Below are 20,457 nucleotides of genomic sequence, written 5' to 3'. Positions count from 1 at the left end.
GTCCGAACAATCGACCCAACATGGATTGACGGCAAATGCCCGACAACGAGATAAACGTTGGTGGTGAGGGCAGTCGTTGTCCGTGGAACGATGCATAGATGTTCGGAGGATTGGATTGAGCGTAGAGAAGCAAGTTGACGAAGTCGCAGCTATTACGGAGTTACTGCGCCCACGCCTCACGTTCGAGGAGATAACTTTTTCTGATGGTACATCCCTTTCACTCGATGATGACGATATTGTTGTCTTCGTTGGGCCAAACAATGCTGGGAAAAGTGCCGCGCTTCGCGAGCTGGAGGCCTGGGTAGCGTATTCTCAGCCAGGCCAAGTGATAAAACATGCGGAGATGCGCAGAGTAGGGACTTCCCAAGACCTGCGTACATATCTTGATGCAAAAGCCCAAAAAACTGGGGCCCCGAATGAATTATATTATGGCGGAATTGGATACAATATCCATCAATCGCATCTAGATTACTTTGACAATCCAGCGGACCGACATCCGGTGGCACCGTTTTTTTCTAAGCGCATATCAACTGAAGGGCGCATCCAAGATGCCAACCCGGCGCCAGCGCTAGCGCTTTTTCGGTCGCCACCAACCCATCCAATTCATATTCTTCTGATGGATCCTGCGATTGCAGATGACATCAGTGAAAAGTTTCTCCACGCCTTTGGTAAAGACCTCACTCCATTTCGTGCTGGTGGCAGCAACTTCCCCCTTTTCGTTGGCAAGAAGCCTTCTGTACCAGCTGGCAAAGACGAGCTGTCGAAGGAGTTCGTTGAATCTCTTCAGGCGACTAACCTCGCGTTGGAGCTTCAGGGTGATGGGATGCGCAGCTTTGCTGCGGTCATGCTGCATGTACTTGCCGCTAAGACGCACTCCATACAATTTCTTGATGAGCCTGAGGCTTTCCTGCATCCGCCGCAGGCGCGGCTCCTTGGACGCTACATCGCTGAAAACAGGCTGGGAAACTCACAGCTTTTCATTTCAACTCATAGTACAGACGTCTTGGATGGTTTGATTGAAGGCGGCTCGGACAAAGTTCGAATTGTGAGACTTCGGCGGGAAGGGGACATCAACCCTGTAAGAGAACTCAGCAAAGAGCAGACGAAGGCTGTAGCCAAGGATACCTTGGCGAGGTTTTCACGTGTTTTCGATGGGATATTCTTCGAGCACGTTGTGATCTGCGAAGCTGACGCAGACTGCATGTTCTACCAATCTCTCCTAAATCTGCGGTCTATATCTGGAGATCGGCGACCCGACGTTCTTTTCGTGCACACAGCCGGAAAGCACAGGATGGCTAAGCTTGCTCAGACGTTGCGTTCTCTGGATGTGCCTGTTTCAGTCATTGCGGATATAGATCTCCTCAATGATGAGGGTACCTTTAAGAACCTTTTTGAGAAACTGGGTGGTAATTGGGAACATATCAAGAACTCATGGAAAGCCGTCAATCATGCCGTTTTGAAGCAGCGACCGCCCCTTAGTGCGGAGCAGATCGCCACCCAGATCGCAGCGCAATTGGAAGGCGTCTCTGGAACAGGTGAATTTCCCGAAGATAGAGAAAGGGCTATAAAGGAGGTTTTCAGAGCGGTCTCGCCTTGGAGCTCCATAAAGAGGAGCGGTCGTAGTGCGTTACCTGGCGGCGAGCCTATCAAGCAGTTTGACGCCCTCAATGCGACATGTGAAAAGCATGGCCTCTGGATCGTACCCGTAGGAGAAATCGAGGGTTTCTGCAGAAGTATCGGGTCGCATGGTCCTGGCTTCGTAGAAAAGGTCCTCGAGGAGAGGAACCTTGAGACAGATCCTGAGCTGAAAGACGCCCGTGATTTCATACGCAAGATCTGGTCCAAGGCAAGACCACCATCAAGCTTGCAGGAAGCCGCCAGCGCAACTGTTTGAGGTTGTGAGTTGACGAGAATTTCTGAGGGAAAAATCGTGTCGATGACGGATTTCGATCAAAGGGTGGCTTTGATCGAAATCGAAAACCGCACTGTTTCGGGCTTCGCCGGAGTGCCCTGTTGAGCTCTTGGTTCGTAAACGCTTCAGGTACCTAACCGAGTGTTTGGTAGAGCAGGACAACATTCAGCCCGATGATCAAAGCCGTTGCGATCACCGCAAATAAGTTGGTCAGAGAGCTGTTAGCGAACGAACCCATGATCACACGGCTACGGGTGAAGATCACCAGCGAGATCATTGGGATGGGCAGTGCGAACGAGAGGACAACCTGACTGTAGACGAGAGCGTCTGTCGAGTTTACTCCCATAATCACCACGATAAAGGCTGGCACCATGGTAATCAGGCGCCGAAGCCAGATCGGAATATTGAACCCGACGAATCCTTGCATGATCATCTGCCCAGCCATCGTACCGACGGTTGATGACGAGATGCCGGAAGCCATCAGCGAGATGAGGAAGAAGGTCGCCGCTGCACCTCCTAATACAGGGGTCAATGTATGGTAGGCGGTCTGTATTTCCGCCACTTCTGGATGGCCAGAATGGAATGCTGCTGCTGCCATAACCACCATCGCAATATTAACGGCGCCAGCGAGGGTAAGGGCTACAATGCATTCGATATTCGAATACCGGAGGATCTTGGCTCGTTCGTTGTCATTTTGGCCGGATGCGCGGTGTTGGGTGAGACCGGAATGAAGGTAAAGAGCGTGGGGCATGATAGTGGCACCAATGATCCCGACAGAGATCGCTAACGCTTTGCTGTCAGGCATAGTTGGCGTAACCATCCCTAATGCGACGTCTTTCCACGAGACCGAAGCAAAGAACATCTCGGCCACGTAGCAGAGTGCGATAACGGCAACTAGCCCACCGATGATTAGCTCCAGCGGACGAAATCCTCTCCCTTGGACCAACAGAATTCCATAGGTGACGATTGCGGTCACAGCCATACCGGCCAAGAGAGGCATATCGAAGAGGAGCGAAAGGCCAATCGCGCCACCAAGGAACTCGGCTAGATCCGTAGCCATGGACGCAATCTCGCTGACGATCCACATTGCAATTCGGGTAGGCGTCGAAAACTGATCATGGCACATCTCAGCCAGGTTCCGCCCAGTGACAATACCGAGTTTTGCTGAGAGCGCCTGAAACAGCATCGCCATTACGTTCGCCACGAACACGACCCAAAGGAGTGCGTACCCGTAGCTCGACCCCGCCTCAATGTTTGTGGCAAAATTGCCTGGGTCCATATAAGCGATCGATGCGATGATCGCCGGGCCACAAAAGAGAAAGAACGAGCGAGCTCCGTGGCGTTTTCCTGCAAGCACTTGCCTGATCTCGTCATCGGTTCGCTGTGACAAGGTTTGTCGGGCTGTAATGCTCATTGGAATTAGCTCCTGATAGATGTGTGTATTTCTCGGCTCTCCGAGAGAAATGGATGTGAAGGTACCGTTCCAGAACGTGGCCGGAACCTGGGTCTATCGAGGCGGCCTGTTCCGCCACTCATGGACCCCCGATACCCCTAATTCCAACCCGTGGTCACCACGGTCCCAAGGTGTTGAGGTACTCTTTGAGCGCGACAGCATTGTTGTGCTTCTCGTCATGAGCGGCATAAAGTAGCGTAATCGGGCTACCCGCTCGGACATAGCTCATGAGTCTTGCGACTGCGTCGTGCTCCTGGCCGAGTTCCTGAAAATACAAATGTTGAAACGACGGCCACTTCTCGATGTTATGGTCAAACCAGTGGCGAAGTTCTGCACTTGGAGCAATGTCCTTCATCCACTCTGTGAGTGATGCCTGCTCTTTGCTAACTCCGCGGGGCCACATCCGATCAACAAGAATTCGAGCTCCGTCATTTTCGTCGACCGGCTCGTAAATTCTCTTGAGGCACACCTGGGATCGTTCATTCACCGCAGCAATCTCCTGCAATCAGCGCAGTGTTAAAACGCGCATTCTAGTCACACTCGGCATCTCAGTATTGATGATTCCTGTGGGTCGGCGACCGCAGCGGCGATCGGCGATTTAGTGGTGCCTGGACGGCCAAGCTTCCATTGGGAGGTCCAGGAAGGCATGAAGCAATTTCTTGCGTTCGGCTGCTCTCGCTTTGATCTTTAAGTTGTGGTGATCGTCGTGAGTTTGCTGCGCGAGTTCCATTGTCGAGGCAAAATTCTGGCGGCTCACGCCGTCGGCCTGATTGAGGAGGGCGATGAGCGGGTCTGCCAAAGCTTCGGCCAAGGTCAACTCGACAATGTCTGAGATGTCCGCCTCCATTTCCCCCATAATCTGGGGGAAGAATGGGGCAATCTGCGTGCTGGTGTCTCGTGTCTGCGATGGCAGGTGTACGTGCGTAGATGAGCGTTCGATTGGTCGGCTGTTTTGTAATGCGTAGTGAAAATCGCTGTCACTCGTTGCAGCAGTCAGCGCGTTGTTGGTAGGGTAAGTCGGGTTTTCCAGCATCTTGACCTCGTATCGATTGATGGCCAAAGAATGACTGCGGGTGGAGAATGCGTCGACTGAACACTAGGATGATCATTCATACCCTTTGGTATGGTGTACCTCGACCAAGTCATGGATGCCGTTCGTTATGTGAGGGACGATCGGCTATACTCACCCCGCCCTGGAACGCCACAATCCGAATATGATCAGGGCGATCCACGGAATGAGACCGAGACAACCTGCAACGGAAGTATGGCAGAGTAGGCCGTTATCCGCGCTGCGTTTGAATCCAAGCCAGTTGAAACCGTCTTCTTGAGAGTCAGCGGTTTGAACTTGAACGGTGCCCAGGGAGATGATGGGTAGTGTTACTTTCGCCGTTGTGTAACCAACGACCGCCAATAAAAAGTTCAGAAAAAGCACGTTTATACCCTCCGGGTTCGTTTGGTGAGCGGCTACGCTCGAGTTCACCGCCTGCTACCAGTCGTATTCCTGACCGGCTCGCCGACTAAACTCGGCGCCTTCGAGCTCGCTCGGGAGCATGATGATATCAGCTCCTCGTCAAGTTACTTCCGTCAATGGGGATCGATTACCTGGACCTTCGTATAGTTTCGGCCGAAGTGCGAAGCTTCGTCAGCCGTGATCGTTTCGCCATAGCGCCGATAGGAGTTGCGGGGGAATGGACGTAGATAGCGACATCTGATGGGTTTCCTCCGGATTGATCGTGGTGTCGGGCGAACGACCATGCAGATGGTTGTTTGATATTAGCTACTTACGATGAGGGTTCGAAATCCGATCTTCGTGTATGGTGTGATATCGGACGGCCTTGGTGTTTGATCCGCCCACCATCGGTGTCTAATCAGGTCGGAGTTCTTCAAGGAGATTCGCATGAGCGCTGATAAGCGGAGGGCGCTATTCAACAGCCTTCGTCAAAAGATGATCGACGCGGGTCTGGGCTTCGAGAGTGATCCCTCGTTTGAAAATGCAGTCGAGCAATGGATAGACGGTGAGCTCCCGATAGCTGAACTACGAAACGAATATCTCAATCTGCTAGTTAGTCGCGAAGACATTCGGCGGCTTGAGCAGAAGGCGCGTAGGCCGTTGAGATCGCCGAAAACGCCGTAAAATGCGTCCGCCGTAAGTTGGGAATTTAATGTCGTGATGCTGCGGCAAATGAGAGGGCGGAGAATCGATGGAGGCTACGATGCAGCTGCTGTTGGGCGATCGTATGGTAGTTGAGAACGTTTAGGTGATCCCTGCGGGCGGGAGCATCCGGCGGAAAATCGAGATCAAGAACTGGATAGCTCCTTCATTCCAAAAATGTTAGGCCTACTCGATCCGCTCCACAGTTTCGCAAAGTGAACTTATGAAAACGCAACAGCGTAAATTTGTCGTCGAGATCAAGGGTAGGCGCCGATCGGCTGTTCCGCCGAAGTCCATATGGGGATATACGGATTTCAGTGCATTGGCCAAGGAGGCCGAAGCTGAAGCGCCAGAGCTATTTGGGGCGGAGCCATCAATTGAGGTCGTCGCGGACTTCCCGGACCCAATGCAGACAACTGATCCGCTACCTGGTGTAGATACGAGAGCCGAAACAATCCCCGACGAAGCTGATTTGGTTGCGGCAATGCCGGAGCAAACTCCGTTCAACCCGGTTCGAAGCAATTCCGAAATACCACGTCGCCGGAAAAAGAGGGCTAAACAGTCTCATGGTAAGGCCGCCAGTGTCCGTTCCAAGTCTGTGACAATGCAGACTTTGCGAGTTTCCGCGAGTGATGTATCCGACCATGACATCGAGATGATCATCGCAGAAAATCAGCAGCTTCGGGATTCGTGGCGACATCAGCTGGCACGAGAGAATGAGATGCTTACTCAAATGCTTGCCCGTTTCAGCGCCGACTAGGCCTTCGTCTAGGGCACCTCGATGCTTGCGACCAACACAAAAATCCAAAGGAAGTTTGTGGCGATCATTGTGCATTTGAACAAGGTATGGAGGGCAATCGTTGCAGGCTCGCGCTCTCAGCGGCGGACGACATCTGGTGGCGACTACCATTCGAGTAGCGCGGTGATTTTGGAAGGTTTGGCAACTCCGAGGGCACGGCCGCGTTACTATCTAGTGGGGGATTTCGAACATGCGGATCCTCGAAACGAATTCGATATACTGCATGCAGTCTCGAAGCGCTACTTGTCGATTGAGGATGCCGCTGCAAGGTTACGCAAGTCCACCGATGAAGTGGTGAGGCTCACTTTGAGCGCTGGTCTGTCCCTGCCGACTGAGGAAATTCTATCGAGGAGTACGGCTGCGGCGATGTTGATGGTCTCAGTCTATGGTGTTGAAGAACGGCTTCGTGATGGCAGGCTCCTTTCCTTGAGCCGCGTAGATGTGGAATCTCGAAAGTCGTTTGAGGACCTCATTGGACAGGGAGGTGGGTGTTGTTGAAAGTGTTGCAAGTCTTGATGTCGATTGAGACAGGCCGACCTGCGCGACGCACGTAACCAACGATTATCCGCGGCTGTAGTGAGACGTGGACGACCACGCGAAACATCGCTTAACAAAAGCGAAACATTGAACGAGGATAATAGGCTCCTAGTTACGGCGCTATACAAAACAGGAGTTGACTTATGGCCGACGTGAACAATGCAGATGTGGTAGCAAGCGCTACTTCGGTTGACGCAGCAGACACTGCTCCGGCAACAAAGAAAACCCGTAAACCTCGCCGTCCCAAGACCGTAGTTAGCGACGTGGTTGTTTCTGATGCACCTGTCAAGAAAACCCGCGCCAAGCGTGGTTCAAAGACAGAAGCTGTGGTTGAGGCAAAGCCTGAGGCACGTAAGCAAGTCAGGAAAAATTCGCGCACCGCACCGGCAGTCAAAACGGCGCCGACGGCCGCGGAGCCTCTCGACGACATCGCTTCTCTTTTGAAGCTTGAAGAAGAGAACAAGACGCTTCGCAAGCAGCTGTTCGACAGGCTCCATGCTGAAAACGCCGACTTGCGTAAGCGTTTGGGCCAAGGCTGACAGCCTCCAGCGCTACCCTATATGTAAGCTGATTATTATGAGTAATTGTGCCGGACCAATTATATTGGTCCGGCACAATTGATTCGGCCGCGCGGCCGAGCGCATGAGGATACCGACGCTATGAGAACCCCTTGGAGATATTTAGCCGATCTGGTTTCTAAAAGGCCAACTGAGGCTCCAGCGTCCGGCGAGAACATCTTGGCCGTAGAATATTTGCCTGCACCTGAAGAGAGCGTCGTGGAGGACGCCCAAACAGTGCAGGATACCGAGACCTCTGTACCAACCGCGGAATCAGACGAGGGCATCGAGCAAACGACGCAAGCCGAACATATTGCGGATGTTGCCGATAATGAAGGCCACCCCTCGTCATTCCAAAAGCCAGTATTTGCGAACGAGGAGGTCGAGCATCCAGCGGATACTGCCGAAGCAGGCTCTGGCGCGATCTCCGAGGCGGCGGTGCTGCCAGTAAGCGTGTTGGCTAACCTGCAAACTGATATCGACCCCGCCGAGCCAGTTGATCAAAAGCAGGTCGCCAAAAACGCTAGGCGGACGGCTGAGAAACAAGCTACGCTGACTACCTCAAGCGAAACCGCTGCTGTTGTTGTGAAGTCGCCATTGGACGAGATGCTGGAGTTGGAAAGCGAAATCCAAGACCTGAGAACCAAGCTTTCTGCCAAGCTCGCTGTGCAGAATGATCAGTTGAGGAAATTGATCGGCCGTTTTGACCGAGAGTAGGGGCTCGTTTACGTCGCGATGCAATCAACGCGACGCAAGAGGCTGACCGATGCTGCCAAAATTAGGATGAGGCAGGATCTCGCGTCGACTACATCAAGGAGCCCGCAGGATTCACTCCGTCGTCAAGACTCTAGAAGCCTCACACTCAGGTAGCAGTAGCACAAGTCCGGGGCATCGTGACTACTTCGAGCGCTGGTGCTTCGCGGGCTTCTTCGCCACAATACCAAACTCGCGGTTCAGCTTCTTCTGTACCAGCTTTCGCGCACGACGAATGGCCTCTGCCTTCTCACGGGCACGTTTCACGGAAGGTTTTTCGAAGTGCTCGCGTAGACGCATCTCGCGCATCACGCCTTCCTGCATCAGCTTCTTCTTGAGCACGCGCAGTGCTTTGTCGACATTGTTGTCACGAACGATAATCTGCACGCTATGCTCCGGCGCCAATGATTTTCTGGGAAACGCATAAACATGGGGCCGAGTATTTGACAAGATGATTTCGTCGGTTCTCTCGCGCAGTCGTCGCTTCTTGAATATTTTAAGCCATGTTCGAGGCCCTTAGGCAGGGGACAGGAGTTTCAAGTTAGCTCCACGAGCTTGTCTCGAAACCGGGCGACCCCGCTGCACGTGCCCGCTGCTTAGCCTCACAAGGTGCAAGAGTACTTAATGGACAATAAGCCGGGCTGAGATTGCATCATCTGGTTTCGGGCCTATTGTCTAGTCGAAACGACCTGATGCTATCGGATCGCTGGCTGGAAACGTCTCAAGCAAGGCCTCGTCCAAAAGTTCATCAGTTGATGGCGATTTCTCAGGCTCAAGTTCAAGCTGAAGATCGACCATCTCCGGGAGCATATCGATGCCGTCCCGAACAGGTTGAAGCTCCTTTTTTTTAGAAGTGCTCATCGTACATACCTTGTTGATAGCGGATTTGTCGTCGTGCAGCACGCTGCTGCATTCAGATTTCCAGTAGCCTCTTCGACGTTACACAGATGCTCAGCGCTGGCTGGCGGAAGACAACCTGAAATGTGAACTCGCCTGCCAGAGGTAGAAGCCCGTATCATCGAGGCCCAGCTCCACCTGCTCGATTGCGTCAGATATGCGTTGGATCAAAGCAGGTGCGTGGTTGCTTATTGAAATTTCTCTTAACGAAGTCATGACCTCCGCTGCCGTTTTCAGCAATGCGCATTCAAGGCTGTGTTTGTGGTGCGTGCGGGCGTCATTAGCGAGGACCGCGAGCTTCGCGCACATCCGCTGGATAGTCGTCTTTCGCTCGCCATTGCTCATCAAACGGGCAACGGGCTCCTGGTCGCCAACGATTAGGGCGGGCGGGACTTCGACTGCCGAAGGGCTTGAAAGCAGTGTCATGGGAGTTCTCCATCAGAACGGTTTCATGATGGAAATTTACCGGAACAGCTCTGCAATGTAATTGTACCCCGGTATAGGCCGACGATACACAGGTACACAGTCAATGCAGACCCTCTCCGGTACCTACTCGAATGCAAGGGCCACGCCTTGTCGCGGGCCGCTGCCCCCAGGTTACCCTTTCTCGGTAATGCAGTCGAAGCGGCCTTGAGGCCCACCGTCACATGGAATCCACAGAACAACCAGCTCGCCGAAGTATAGTTGTGTCCTTCGGGTATTCACAGTTGACTCGGCCTTTACTAATTGCAATCCAAGATACGGGGATAATTGAATTTTATAGGCTGCGCTTACGCGTGGGTTGGGGCACTAGCATTCGATGTCGGTTTTGCTGCGGACAATTTCGGCGTTTCCGACAGGTCGAACAACTAGCGAGCTTTTCGTACTTCTCGACATCGATTTCGATCCTCGCAAGCGCACTGAAATCTATGCCGAGCTTTCGTCACTCAGCGAGGCTGGGAAGGTAAGCAAAGGGCGAGATGGGCGGTGGAGGCCGGTTGCAACTTCGAAGAAGTTGGCGGCCGCGGCGCCGCAACGTCATGCGACCGAGATTGCGGCTACCGAAGATCAGCTTCTTCGCCCTGTTCATGCGACCTTCCGTAGCTCAGCGGCCAAAACCACGGATTTGGAAGTCACAGAAGGCGCAGTCTCGTTCGATCCCAACGCATTACTGCGATATTATCGGTCCGCGCTAAGGTCAGATCCTCGCGGTGCAATTACTCAGGTTGAGGATCGCCACGCCGTTTCCTGGCAGTTATTCACGGGCCTGGGACCACTGACGCCTGTTGAAGGTGAAGTCCTCACGATCTCGATTCCGTTGGAGGAGTTGCCGGACGAATTTCGGAAGGCACTGGTCAAGCGGGAGGCGAATGAGCAGACACTGGCTGTCGGTTGGCCGATAGGGGTAGGCAAGAAACAAGGCGTACCGGTGGTCTGGCCCGTCGGACTTATCAGCGCGGAATGGACCCGCTCGTCGACCCATCTTGAAGTCTCGATTAACACTGATGACATCGTCGCAAATCCGGATTGGATCAAGGGAGTTGCTCGAACCGCGAACTGGAAAGAGGCCGGGCTTCGTGAGGTTTTCACACAAGCCGAGGGGCTTGGGTTTCGGCAGGATGAGTTTCTGGCTCGGCTCAAGGAAGCCGTCGCCGGAACATTTAGCGGAGCCGTTTCTGGCCAACAGATGCGGATTGAGTTGGATCCCAACAACGTTGGCATTCACGATATCGCCGCACTGTTCCTGCCGACCGACACGACGTTCACCGCTGGCGCCGTCCGCGACTTGGATGCCATCGCATTCTGGTCACCGGAGAGGCTGGCTGCCACGGCCCTTGCGCCAATACTTGGCTTGGAAGCACCTGCACCCATGCGGGCTACTCCGGTCATCAATACGGGCGACCTGAACAAAGAGCAGATCGATGCCGTCCGGCAATCCCTATCTTCACCACTAACGGTTGTTACGGGGCCTCCGGGAACCGGAAAAAGCCAAGCTATCGTTTCGATCGCCGCCTCAGTCCTTGCCGATGGTGGCAGCGTTCTGGTCGCCTCGAAGAACCACCAAGCACTTGATGCCGTGGAAAGTCGATTGGGAGGCATCGCTCCGAAAGCTCCATTTCTTGTTAGGACACTGGATCCAAATCGAGATATCGACCAATCATTCGACGAGGTGCTTGGTCAGCTTATCAGTGAACCGACAAAAGGTGCAGCTGATCCCGATGTCGTCCTGCGTTCGAAGCTCTCTTCATTGGCTCAGATCCGGACCCGTGTCCTGGACCAGATTGACGAGCAATCTCGCATCCACAGCGCAATAGCTGAGGTGTTGGAGCGTATTGAGGCAGAAAAGGTAAAGATTGTCGAACCGGTGGCTCCGGTCGAGGCATCCGTTCAGCGTGGGGCCTTTAGTCGTCTGGTCGAAGCGTTTTTGAGAGCTTTGGGGCTGCGCAAGAATTCGCCAGGTACAGATGCTTCTGGCGGTGAAGGTGCGACCCTAGTGACGCTGATGCGGCGCTTAGAACAGCTGCGCTCGGATGTCTCGAAAATCGACATTAAGGGAGATCCGGTCGCAATCACGCAGGAAATCGGCGAGTTGTCCCGGGAATTCCTTCCCCGTGTGCTAGCCTCGGCAGTCAATCTGACTGAGACTGATCGACGTCGTCTTGGCGAAGAGCTGGCCAACCTTCAGCTAGCACAGAGTTCTGGTCCGTTGCCGCAGTCGCTTGCTGGCGACGTGGTCGGTCACCGGCCGCTCTGGCTTGTTTCGGTTCTTGGGGCATCCAAACGCGTTCCGCTCTCGGAAAGTCTATTCGATCTCGCTATTTTCGACGAAGCGAGCCAGTGCGACATCGCCTCGGCGCTACCGATTTTCGCCCGCGCAAAGCGAGCAGTCGTCGTTGGAGACAACCGACAGCTCTCGTTCATCAGACAACTTGGTATCGCTCACGACCGAAACTTGATGCAAGCGCAGGGTCTGCCCATAGGCAAAATGGGGCGGTTCGCGCAGAGTCGTCGATCGCTTTTCGATCTTGCAGATCTCACGCCCGGTGCCTCCAAGGTAATGCTTAGGGACCAGTATAGGTCTGCGGCTGACATTGTCGGGTATATTAACGAGCATTTTTACGGCGGTCAGTTAAGGGTCGCTGGCGATCAGGACAAACTGAAGGTTCCGAAGGGTGGGAAGCCGGGGATCGAATGGGCCCATGTGCCAGCTCCTACCGCACCTATGGTCGGAAACGTAAACGGCGCGGAAGTCGCCGCCATCACGAAGCACTTGAAGTTCCTACTCGAAGACCAAGCCTACGCCGGATCGATTGGCGTGATCGCTCCCTTCAGGCCACAAGTCTACGCCCTGGAGCAGTCGATCCTCGCGACCTTGCGTCCCGAGTTGGTCGAGAAAGCCGAGCTTCGTGTTGGCACCGTCGACAGTTTCCAGGGACAGGAACGAGACCTGATCCTATTCTCGACCTGCCTTGGGCATTCGAGTGCGACCAGTGCCATGACTTTCGTCCAGAAGGATTGGCGCCGCCTCAATGTTGCTATCAGCCGAGCGCGGGCCGTGGCGCATGTGTTCGGCGACCTGTCCTACGCACGATCCGGCAAGGTCAGGAGCCTCCAGAGGTTGGCCGCTGCTGCCACTGAACCCAGAGGCCGGGTGGGCGAGGGTACGTTTGATAGCAACTGGGAACGTATTGTCGACAAGGCGCTTCGCGATCGTGGCCTGAACCCGATCCCTCAGCATGAAGTGGCAGGCCGCCGTCTAGACTTCGCACTCTTTGGTCGTGGCAATATCAAGCTCGACCTGGAAGTCGATGGGCGCCATTGGCATTCGGATACCGACGGCAAGAGAAAACTCGCTGACTATTGGCGCGACCACCAACTGCAATCACTGGGCTGGACGGTCCAGCGTTTTTGGGTGGACGAATTAGAGAGAGATTTGGAGAAATGCATTGACCGCGTCGCAGAACAACTTTCCTAAATCGCGCCGCTTCACTTACGTCGCCTTGGCTCTTGGCGCGTGTTCAGTGGTAGCTGTTTGCGTCGCGCTCGTTCAGGTCAACGCCCTGGAGCGTGACTATGGCTCAGTCCGGTCCGATATCCAGCGGTTCAATAATGAACGTCAGGAGGCTCTGGGTCGACGCGACGGTATTCTTTCCGAGATTTCTCTTCGCAGCGTCGAAGCTGATGGTGTGCGCAAAACCATTGCTGACCTGACAGCCGACCGTGATCGCCTATTATCCGAGATCAAGCAGCAGACCGAAGCCCTTGCCGATGGGGCGGAGAAACTTCGGACGAGTCAGTCGCAAGCCCAACAGGCGTCAGACACGATCGCTACAGCAGCTCAGGCAGAGAAGACTCTGGCGACCCTACGCTCACAGAGCGCAGAACTTGAGAAAAAGATTTCTTCTGACCAATCCAAGGTCCTCCAAATTAACGGTGATGTTGCTGAGGCCGAGAGAAAGAAGCGGTCGGCTGATGATGCACTCGCTTCCATTGAAAAGACACGCCAGGATCGAGAGGCGGAAATCAAGCGGTTGAACGTCCAGATCGACGACCTTGACGACAAGCAGCGCCAGGTCGCGGATCTGACGGCAAGGGAGGCTAGTCTGGCTTCGCAAATTACTAAGATGACAAAGGACCTTGCCGATAAAACACGGGCGTCTCAGGATTTGGACGCCAGCATCGCTAAGCTACAGGACGTCGCAGCCAAGGCTAAGGTATCTGCTGCGAAAACCGATGCCGATATGGCTCGCCAAGAAAGTAATCGAGCAGATCTCGCCAAGCAGGTCAGCGACCTGGAAACGAAGAAGGCATCGCTCAGCGGCGACTTGGCGAGCCTGACAGCCGCCGCAGCTCGTGCCCGCGAAGATGTAGCGGCGGCTGAGGGTAGGGGCAAAGCTGCTCAGGACTCCGTATCTGAAGCGGAGCGGACGCTGCCAACACTCAAAGCTCAGTTGAGTGACGTCCAGGCGGATATTGCAGCATCATTGATTAAGCGAGATGGCTTGAACGGCGAACTGGCCACGCTGCAAGCATCAAAGGCTGCGTTCGTTGCAAACCAGTCTGATGCTGATCGGGCCGCTTCAGAAAAGGCAGCGTTGGAGAAGGCAGTTTCCGATTTGACCAACCGTCATGCCGAGCTGCGGAAAGAACTGGAACTGAGGCAGGGTGATCTCAACTCCGTGAGAGCCGAACTTGCTGACATGAATGGCCGGAAAGGCGTTTTGATGCAGGAGATTGCCGGTCTTTCAGAGGCTAACCAGCCGACTCCGATGGAACCCAGCTCGGCGCAACCGCCAGCCGTTGTACCGACGACCGAACCCGCGCAGCCAGCACAGCCGTAATCAGGAATCGAGAAAATGCTTACCGGAAATATCTTGATCCTGTTGTTTGCCGCGCTTGCGATTGTCGCATTGATCGGCGTGCAGACTAGCTTTGCAGTCTTACATGATCGTACCGTGACCGCTGCCGGGCCGATGCGATCTCTCGAGTCGCTGGAGACAGCTATCGCGGATAAACGCATGGCTCTGAGCGACATTGAAAACGAGCTTGGAGAGCGCCGCAAGGCTCTGGCAAATATCGCCGACGTCCAAGCCGATTACGATGCCACCAAGCGTCAGCTTGACGAATTGAACGCTGAATGGCTCCAAAAGGACGAACGGCGCGATGAAATCAGGGCGATCCGCGAAGAGATCGAAGCCGAGATAATTGAGAAGCAGGCGATAGATGCCGAGCTCGCATCGGCTCGTGCCGATCTAGATGCGGTCCATGACCGACTTGCCGCTGCTGAGCGCCTATTTGCTCTCAACGATGAAATGAAGCGAGAGCAGGCCGCTCTCGAGGCCAAGATCGCAGAAATGCGCTCGGAGGCGATGGAACTCAGCGAAGCACAGGAACGCGTCAAGCGGCTGGAAAATCAGGCCCAAGAACTGGGTCGTGAGATTGCGCGATCCGAAGGTCTTCAGCAATCGGCGTCCGCGCAGCTTGCACAGGTCCAGGAGCAGTTGGCCGCTGAACGCCAAGCTACAGCGTTGGCGCACTCCGAATTCACACAGACCGCGGCGAGGATCGCTGCCGCTGAAGAGCGTTCCCGGGCGATTGACAATGAGATCGCCACATTGGAACAGCGCCGATCCTCCTTGATGGCGCAGGTTGCCAAAATGGATGATGATGTCGCCGGGGCAGGCGGCGAGGATACTCAGAGCAAGGAACAGTTGGTCGAGGAGCGGCTGAAGGAATTGAAGGCAGTTCCTCCCGTACTTGCCCACATGAAGGATTGGAAGAAACGCGCGGCAGAGAACGAGGCCGAAGCCGTTCAGCGCGTGATCCAGCGTCTGGATCAAAGCGGACTGCACTACGACCGCCGTATCGTCCATGCGTTCCACACTGCTATGAAGATCAACGATACCACTCAGATGGCAGTTCTGGCGGGTATTTCCGGAACAGGTAAGAGCCAGCTTCCTCGCCAGTATGCGGCCGGAATGGGGATAGGGTTCCTTCAGGTTCCCGTCCAACCTCGATGGGATAGCCCGCAGGATCTGATGGGCTTCTACAACTACATTGAGAAACGCTATCGTCCGACGGATATGGCACGAGCTTTGTTCCATCTGGACGTTCTCAATAACCGGAAGAGCGAGTTCGAGGATCAGATGATGATGATCCTACTGGACGAAATGAACCTTGCTCGCGTTGAATACTACTTCTCAGACTTCTTGAGCCGCCTCGAGAGCCGACCGCCTGTGGATCGTGTCACTGATGTGTCCCTCCGCAAGGACGCGGAAATCGAACTCGAAATCCCGATGCCAAAGGGAATGGACGCTCCACGTATCTTCCCAGGCTATAACTTGCTGTTCGCCGGAACTATGAACGAGGACGAAAGCACCCAGTCGTTGTCAGACAAGGTCGTCGACCGTGCCAACGTTCTGCGCTTCTCGGCCCCGAAGACTATCCGCACAACCACGCAGAAGGGCCTCATTGCTGATCCTGAAGCGCTATCGGCTAAGCGTTGGCGCTCTTGGGTGAAGCCAGTCGCCGCTGTGGAGAACGACGCAACGGTCGTGGAAAGCGTTGATCGGATGGTCAACCTTATGAAGGGATTCAAGCGGCCATTCGGCCATCGCCTGGGTCGTGCAATCATGTCGTACGTCGCGAACTATTCCTTCGACCAAGCAAGGGATCTGCGCATCCCGCTGGCGGACCAAGTTGAGATGCGCTTGCTACCGAAGTTGCGTGGTATCGAGGTTGAAGACGGAAACGATCCGGCATTCTCAGAATTGAAGAATTTCGTGAGCGAAACCCTTCGGGACGATCAGCTTGCCAAAGCGATCGAGGATTCGGTTCGCTCGGCGAAGGAAGGCTCGGGTCAGTTCGTGTGGAACGGGGTCACTCGGTGATGCTCCATCTGGGCAGACCCTGGGACCGTAAGGCGGTTGTTGACGCCAGGTTTGGTCCGGCTGACTGCTTGGTCAGCGAGGTGCGCGGAGCGGCTCCCAAGAATGGTGGCCACTCGCGGCTTATGTCTGCCAGTCTTCAAGACGGCCCGGTGGAGTTAATACTCCATCCTTATCCCAAGAGCGCGAATGCCCAACGACCGGATCGTATCGGATTCCCGGTCCGCCCCCGTGGTGTCAAGGAGCACGAAACACCGGATGATGTGAAGGCGAGAGAGCTTCTTCGTCGAATGAACGAAGTCCTGGCCAGGGTCCAGGAACTTGGAGAGGCGCTCGAAGATCCTCTGCATGTGTGGCCTCGACTGCGGGATGCCTGGCAACGCGCTGAGGACGAAGCCGATCCCCGTATGGCGGAAATCGTCCGACAGGCGCAGGAAATTCTTCCACGGTTAAAGGCTTTAGAGCCAAGAATAAGGCGAGTGCTGCGCCGAACCCGAGAGTTGACGTCCCTAGATCGCGTCCAGGAAATGGACCGTGCATCAATGCGATGGCTTGTCCGACAGCCCGGCCGAACGATCGCGGAGCGAGCAGGCACCAGTCAGCGTATCATGGCGACGGTCCGGCGAGAGAATTTCGACACCCCGGAGAACCGGGTGCTGCATTCGTATTCCAAGTTGGCGTTCCAGGTTGCTCGGGAATGGATGAATGAGCATCCGCGGGCCAAAAGTAGTCGTCGATACGCTCAGGTTGAGCACTTTGGCCGTTTCTGCAAGGCGTTTGCCCAGATGCTGGCGGACCTCGATGTAAGCTCTGCAGAGGCAGGCATCGTGCCAAACTACGTCTTGATGCAAGAACCGAGTTATAATGCGGTTTATGAGGCATGGCGTCGTCTTCTTGAGGAGGATAAGGTTCTTGATGACCTCTGGGCATGGCAAGCTGAGACCTGGACAGACTTCTCCGTTTTGGCTGTGGTTCTTGCGTTGAGTGAACTTGAGGAAGCTGAGTTAGTCGCGCAGTCGCCGATCGTTTGGCGGTCGGAAGCTACACTAGGAAGATGGTTCGAGCAGGATCGTCCCATTGCCGTCTTTTGGCTCAAGAACACCGGCCGGATTGTCGAGGTTCAATCACGGCCGGAGGCGCCAGGAAGGCTCCTCGCTTTGACGAGAGCGCATGTTTCCCTTCGAATCTCCGATATCCGGACAGGTGGGATGCCGCGAAGGGTTGCAGTCTGGACGCCACATTCACTGACACGAATAGATCTGACAGATGCCGTGCAGAGAGCGAATGAGCGGTTGGTGGAGATACAACCGCTCAGCCAGACCGAAGTATTGCTCAATGGTTTGATCCTCACGCCTTCGCATGGAGAATTTGAATCCAGTGTGGCTACAGGAGCCAGAACCAGGGTTGATGGGATCGCATTGGAGGCCTCGGGTGACGGGTTGCGTAAGGGATTAGACGCTATCCGCGCTTTTGCTCGCGGCGAAATCTACGCGAAGACGACATGAAAAAGCTGTGCGGTTACGATCTGAATGGCTGGTGGGACAGAGCGGCTAGAAACTGGGTCGTTCTTGCCGATGGTGAGGAACAGGAGGTATCGTCTTCAATCGTTGAAGGAGGTATCTTCAGCGTGGTCGTCGAAACCGGTGCGAAAGCCGATGGCGGGCTTGTTGGAGGCGCTCAGGCCTCGGTGTCTCCCCATGGCCTTGGTGCTGGATGGGGTGCAATAGGAGCTTCGGAAAAGCGTACCAGGATCACGGAACTGTTGAGTGCCGATCCTCCGTTAGAGCATTTGACCGCTGCTTTGAAAGGTATGTCATCTTCTGCTGGATTTGGGGTGGCCAGCCTCGATGATCACGCAGAAAGTAAGGAACTCCTTCAAGAGCGTCTTCTCAATGCCTTGAGAAAGGCAAAAATATCGACACCTCTGCTCGTTTGGCGATCGGTGCTAGCCACGATTTTCGCCATTGAGAACGGTGTGGTCTCAGAAGGCCAGATCGTGGGCGTAATCTCTCAAGCCGCTGAAGGAATAACACTGCAGCGCCTCCGCATTCGGCGAGAACGTAGCCATGGCGATACCGTTCTGGCTCCGGAACGAAAGTCGGCCGGTCGACTGATCCGATCCGACTGGGGGTATTCCGAGTTGGCGCGGCGGGCTAGAGAGGCAGTCTTTGCTGCTTCGTCCAGCGATCGCAAGGACCACCTGACGTGGGCTCGGTCCCAAGGCCATCTCGCTCTTGGTCTGGCTGTCGAGCCGGAGGTCCTACGCCAAAGCAATGGCGACTGGGAGGTTCTCCATCCGCCGTCTTCGTTGAAATTCGATCACTGTGCTGATTTGCCAGACCTTCGCGCATACGTTGATGGTTGCGATATTCTATTGTTCGAGACGCTCTCTGAAGGTGATGTCAAAAAGGCGATCAGTTCAGCAGTCACTAAAAGTGTCGGACGGGATATCCATTTACTCAACGCGAATGCTATTGCTGACGGTGCATTGATCGCCGCACGGCGGTTGAGCAGGCGTGATCCGATCTATTTCGACTTCCTACCGCAAATATCGACAATTGTTCAGCGTCGAGACGCCGTGGAAAGCTTCGATCTCGTCGATTCAGAAGAGACGCTTCCCGCGGGCGAAGTCTACCGCAGTCCGAAACCAGCTCGTCTAGCAATCCAGGCAGGTCAGGACCGGTTCTCAATCTTCATTCGAAAAGAGACGTCTGAGCTTCCTCGAAAGGCTGAAGTGAACATCGGGGTGAAGGTCGATCAGGCGATCCCGGTGGAGCTTTGGGTCGAGCAGAGCCCAGCTTCCGGCCGAGCTAAGATTCTGGTGCATTCGCAAAGCCTCGGTAATCATTTCCAGGTGGACTGGGATGGGGCGATCGAACTCGACCAGAAATGGCAGGATCTACTCGATGGGTTTCAAAAGCCAGCGCCAACGATTCCTGCCCGGTTGATACTCGCCTGCGGGATCGATGCGTGGAACGACAGCCCTCGTGGCGATGGTTTGTTCACCCTACTAGATAGGAATGTCGACAGGGACGTGGTTGACTGGGGCGCGTTAGCGGACCGCTTGTCCGCACGACCCGGTGGAAAATATGCCATATCCAGTGATGGGACGATCCCATACACGGTTAATCATACCTCTGTTGCAATGCTTGATCGACTCGTTGAACGGGCGTTGGACGAGGTCCGTCGCGGATTGAGGGGTGGTGACGTAGGAACCCAGTCCTTCCGGTTCCTCACGTGGCAATTTCGGCGTTGCCCGAGCGAAGCCTCTAAATGGCTTCTAGATGCATGGGACCGGGAGGTGCGCGGACATCCAATCTTCAAGCTAGGTGCCCATTGGAAGCTTGCCTACCAGGGGCTTGGTCGAATTGCTGGATCCCAAAACGTCGAGCTTCAAGCAATCCATAAGCTTCTGAGGAAGACGGTCGATACGTGGAAGTGGCAGAAAGAAACCGCGGCAATGGCGTTCTTGCTGTCGCGATCTGAGTCTGCGCCGAAGCTTTTGACCCGTAAGGATGTCGATCGGATAGCCAGCCGTGTTCTGATCGAATTCAAAGAGAACCTTGGGTCAACCTACACGCGGTTTCAATACGCACCCATGCTGCTCGTGGGATTGTTGCGTTGGCGAATTGTTGAGCCGTTTGCACTTGTCGAAGGTCAGGATCCGGTTGCGGACAAGCTGGTCAGAGCGGTCCAGAAGACGATCGCAGATCTCAATCATAGGGAGCGCGTGAGGGAGCTCGCGAAGTACGGCCGCATTCTTGAGCAGGTACTCGAAGAGTTGAGAGGTGAGGGGTCTAATCCAGAGCTGCTGCTTGATATTTATGGTGGAGCGGGTGGTGGAGACAGCGATTGAATTGGGGGTAGGCGATACTTGAAGGTCAACTTTTCTGATACCTATGAATACCTATTTGTTGAAAATTAAACGTAAGGTTCATCTGTGAGGCGCGACGCCGCGGTCTGCTCATGGTCGTGATTGGAAAAACCTTCGGCTCACCTGTATCAGCCCATCGCGGATATCGGGCGGTTC

Annotated in this window: 18 protein-coding genes; 11 read left to right on the top strand and 7 right to left on the bottom strand. The window is 54.7% G+C overall.

Going from position 1 to position 20,457, the window contains the following annotated elements:
• Positions 1 to 115 precede the first annotated feature (115 nt).
• Positions 116 to 1,894: an ATP-dependent nuclease gene (locus GGE33_RS15070; RefSeq protein WP_183824426.1), complete on the top strand. Its 1,779-nt coding sequence runs from the start codon at positions 116 to 118 to the stop codon at positions 1,892 to 1,894.
• A gap of 151 nt (positions 1,895 to 2,045) precedes the next feature.
• Here GGE33_RS15070 and GGE33_RS15065 read toward each other — a convergent pair whose 3' ends face one another.
• The 4 genes from GGE33_RS15065 to GGE33_RS15050 all read right to left on the bottom strand — a co-directional run bounded on the left by GGE33_RS15065 (position 2,046) and on the right by GGE33_RS15050 (position 4,797).
• Complete coding sequence (locus tag GGE33_RS15065) at positions 2,046 to 3,326, bottom strand: Nramp family divalent metal transporter (RefSeq protein ID WP_183824423.1); 1,281 nt, start codon at positions 3,324 to 3,326, stop codon at positions 2,046 to 2,048.
• Positions 3,327 to 3,480: 154 nt separating this feature from the next.
• Positions 3,481 to 3,852 carry a DUF488 domain-containing protein gene (locus GGE33_RS15060; protein WP_343062461.1) on the bottom strand — a complete coding sequence of 124 codons (372 nt, stop codon included), beginning with the start codon at positions 3,850 to 3,852 and terminating at the stop codon, positions 3,481 to 3,483.
• Positions 3,853 to 3,963: 111 nt separating this feature from the next.
• Positions 3,964 to 4,398: a hypothetical protein gene (locus GGE33_RS15055; protein WP_183824420.1), complete on the bottom strand. Its 435-nt coding sequence runs from the start codon at positions 4,396 to 4,398 to the stop codon at positions 3,964 to 3,966.
• A gap of 150 nt (positions 4,399 to 4,548) precedes the next feature.
• On the bottom strand, positions 4,549 to 4,797 hold the full coding sequence (locus GGE33_RS15050) for a hypothetical protein (protein WP_183824417.1): 249 nt from the start codon (positions 4,795 to 4,797) through the stop codon (positions 4,549 to 4,551).
• Positions 4,798 to 5,262: 465 nt separating this feature from the next.
• Between GGE33_RS15050 and GGE33_RS15045 the strand changes: the two genes are divergently transcribed.
• The 5 genes from GGE33_RS15045 (at position 5,263) to GGE33_RS15025 (ending at position 8,127) form a co-directional block, all read left to right on the top strand.
• Positions 5,263 to 5,499 (top strand): hypothetical protein, encoded by a 237-nt coding sequence (locus tag GGE33_RS15045; RefSeq protein ID WP_183824414.1) that lies wholly within the window; start codon positions 5,263 to 5,265, stop codon positions 5,497 to 5,499.
• Between the two features lie 241 nt (positions 5,500 to 5,740).
• On the top strand, positions 5,741 to 6,277 hold the full coding sequence (locus GGE33_RS15040; RefSeq protein WP_183824412.1) for a hypothetical protein: 537 nt from the start codon (positions 5,741 to 5,743) through the stop codon (positions 6,275 to 6,277).
• Positions 6,278 to 6,298: 21 nt separating this feature from the next.
• A complete protein-coding gene (locus tag GGE33_RS15035) occupies positions 6,299 to 6,814 on the top strand; it encodes a hypothetical protein (RefSeq protein WP_183824409.1) in 516 nt (171 codons plus the stop codon).
• A 182-nt stretch (positions 6,815 to 6,996) separates the two neighbouring features.
• The gene (locus GGE33_RS15030) at positions 6,997 to 7,392 is read left to right on the top strand and encodes a SyrB-like regulator (RefSeq protein ID WP_183824406.1); all 396 of its coding nucleotides are present in this window, start codon (positions 6,997 to 6,999) and stop codon (positions 7,390 to 7,392) included.
• A 198-nt stretch (positions 7,393 to 7,590) separates the two neighbouring features.
• Positions 7,591 to 8,127 (top strand): hypothetical protein, encoded by a 537-nt coding sequence (locus GGE33_RS15025; protein ID WP_183824402.1) that lies wholly within the window; start codon positions 7,591 to 7,593, stop codon positions 8,125 to 8,127.
• A 180-nt stretch (positions 8,128 to 8,307) separates the two neighbouring features.
• On the opposite strand, the gene rpsU is transcribed toward GGE33_RS15025, so the two are convergent.
• The 3 genes from rpsU to GGE33_RS15010 form a co-directional block, all read right to left on the bottom strand.
• Positions 8,308 to 8,550 carry a 30S ribosomal protein S21 gene (gene rpsU, locus GGE33_RS15020; RefSeq protein WP_183824399.1) on the bottom strand — a complete coding sequence of 81 codons (243 nt, stop codon included), beginning with the start codon at positions 8,548 to 8,550 and terminating at the stop codon, positions 8,308 to 8,310.
• A 288-nt stretch (positions 8,551 to 8,838) separates the two neighbouring features.
• The gene (locus GGE33_RS15015; protein WP_183835346.1) at positions 8,839 to 9,066 is read right to left on the bottom strand and encodes a hypothetical protein; all 228 of its coding nucleotides are present in this window, start codon (positions 9,064 to 9,066) and stop codon (positions 8,839 to 8,841) included.
• Positions 9,067 to 9,114: 48 nt separating this feature from the next.
• Entirely contained in the window at positions 9,115 to 9,486 is a 372-nt protein-coding gene (locus tag GGE33_RS15010) for a hypothetical protein (protein WP_183824397.1), read from the bottom strand.
• Positions 9,487 to 9,859: 373 nt separating this feature from the next.
• Between GGE33_RS15010 and GGE33_RS15005 the strand changes: the two genes are divergently transcribed.
• The 5 genes from GGE33_RS15005 (at position 9,860) to GGE33_RS14985 (ending at position 20,283) form a co-directional block, all read left to right on the top strand.
• Positions 9,860 to 13,015, top strand: a complete 3,156-nt coding sequence (locus GGE33_RS15005; protein WP_183824395.1) for an AAA domain-containing protein — start codon at positions 9,860 to 9,862, stop codon at positions 13,013 to 13,015.
• Positions 12,987 to 14,381 (top strand): coiled-coil domain-containing protein, encoded by a 1,395-nt coding sequence (locus GGE33_RS15000; protein WP_183824392.1) that lies wholly within the window; start codon positions 12,987 to 12,989, stop codon positions 14,379 to 14,381. Before GGE33_RS15005 ends, GGE33_RS15000 begins: the two co-directional genes overlap by 29 nt.
• A 15-nt stretch (positions 14,382 to 14,396) precedes the next feature.
• Positions 14,397 to 16,430, top strand: a complete 2,034-nt coding sequence (locus GGE33_RS14995; protein WP_183824388.1) for an McrB family protein — start codon at positions 14,397 to 14,399, stop codon at positions 16,428 to 16,430.
• Between the two features lie 287 nt (positions 16,431 to 16,717).
• The gene (locus GGE33_RS14990) at positions 16,718 to 17,932 is read left to right on the top strand and encodes a DUF2357 domain-containing protein (protein ID WP_246436125.1); all 1,215 of its coding nucleotides are present in this window, start codon (positions 16,718 to 16,720) and stop codon (positions 17,930 to 17,932) included.
• A complete protein-coding gene (locus tag GGE33_RS14985) occupies positions 17,929 to 20,283 on the top strand; it encodes a hypothetical protein (RefSeq protein ID WP_183824383.1) in 2,355 nt (784 codons plus the stop codon). The genes GGE33_RS14990 and GGE33_RS14985 overlap by 4 nt, the downstream gene beginning before the upstream one ends.
• The last annotated feature ends 174 nt before the right edge of the window (positions 20,284 to 20,457 follow it).

Source organism: Aliirhizobium cellulosilyticum, from assembly GCF_014198105.1.
In the GTDB taxonomy this organism is placed as follows: Bacteria; Pseudomonadota; Alphaproteobacteria; order Rhizobiales; family Rhizobiaceae; genus Neorhizobium; species Neorhizobium cellulosilyticum.
Note: the sequence above shows the minus strand (reverse complement) of the source record. Positions and strands in the feature narration are given on the sequence as shown.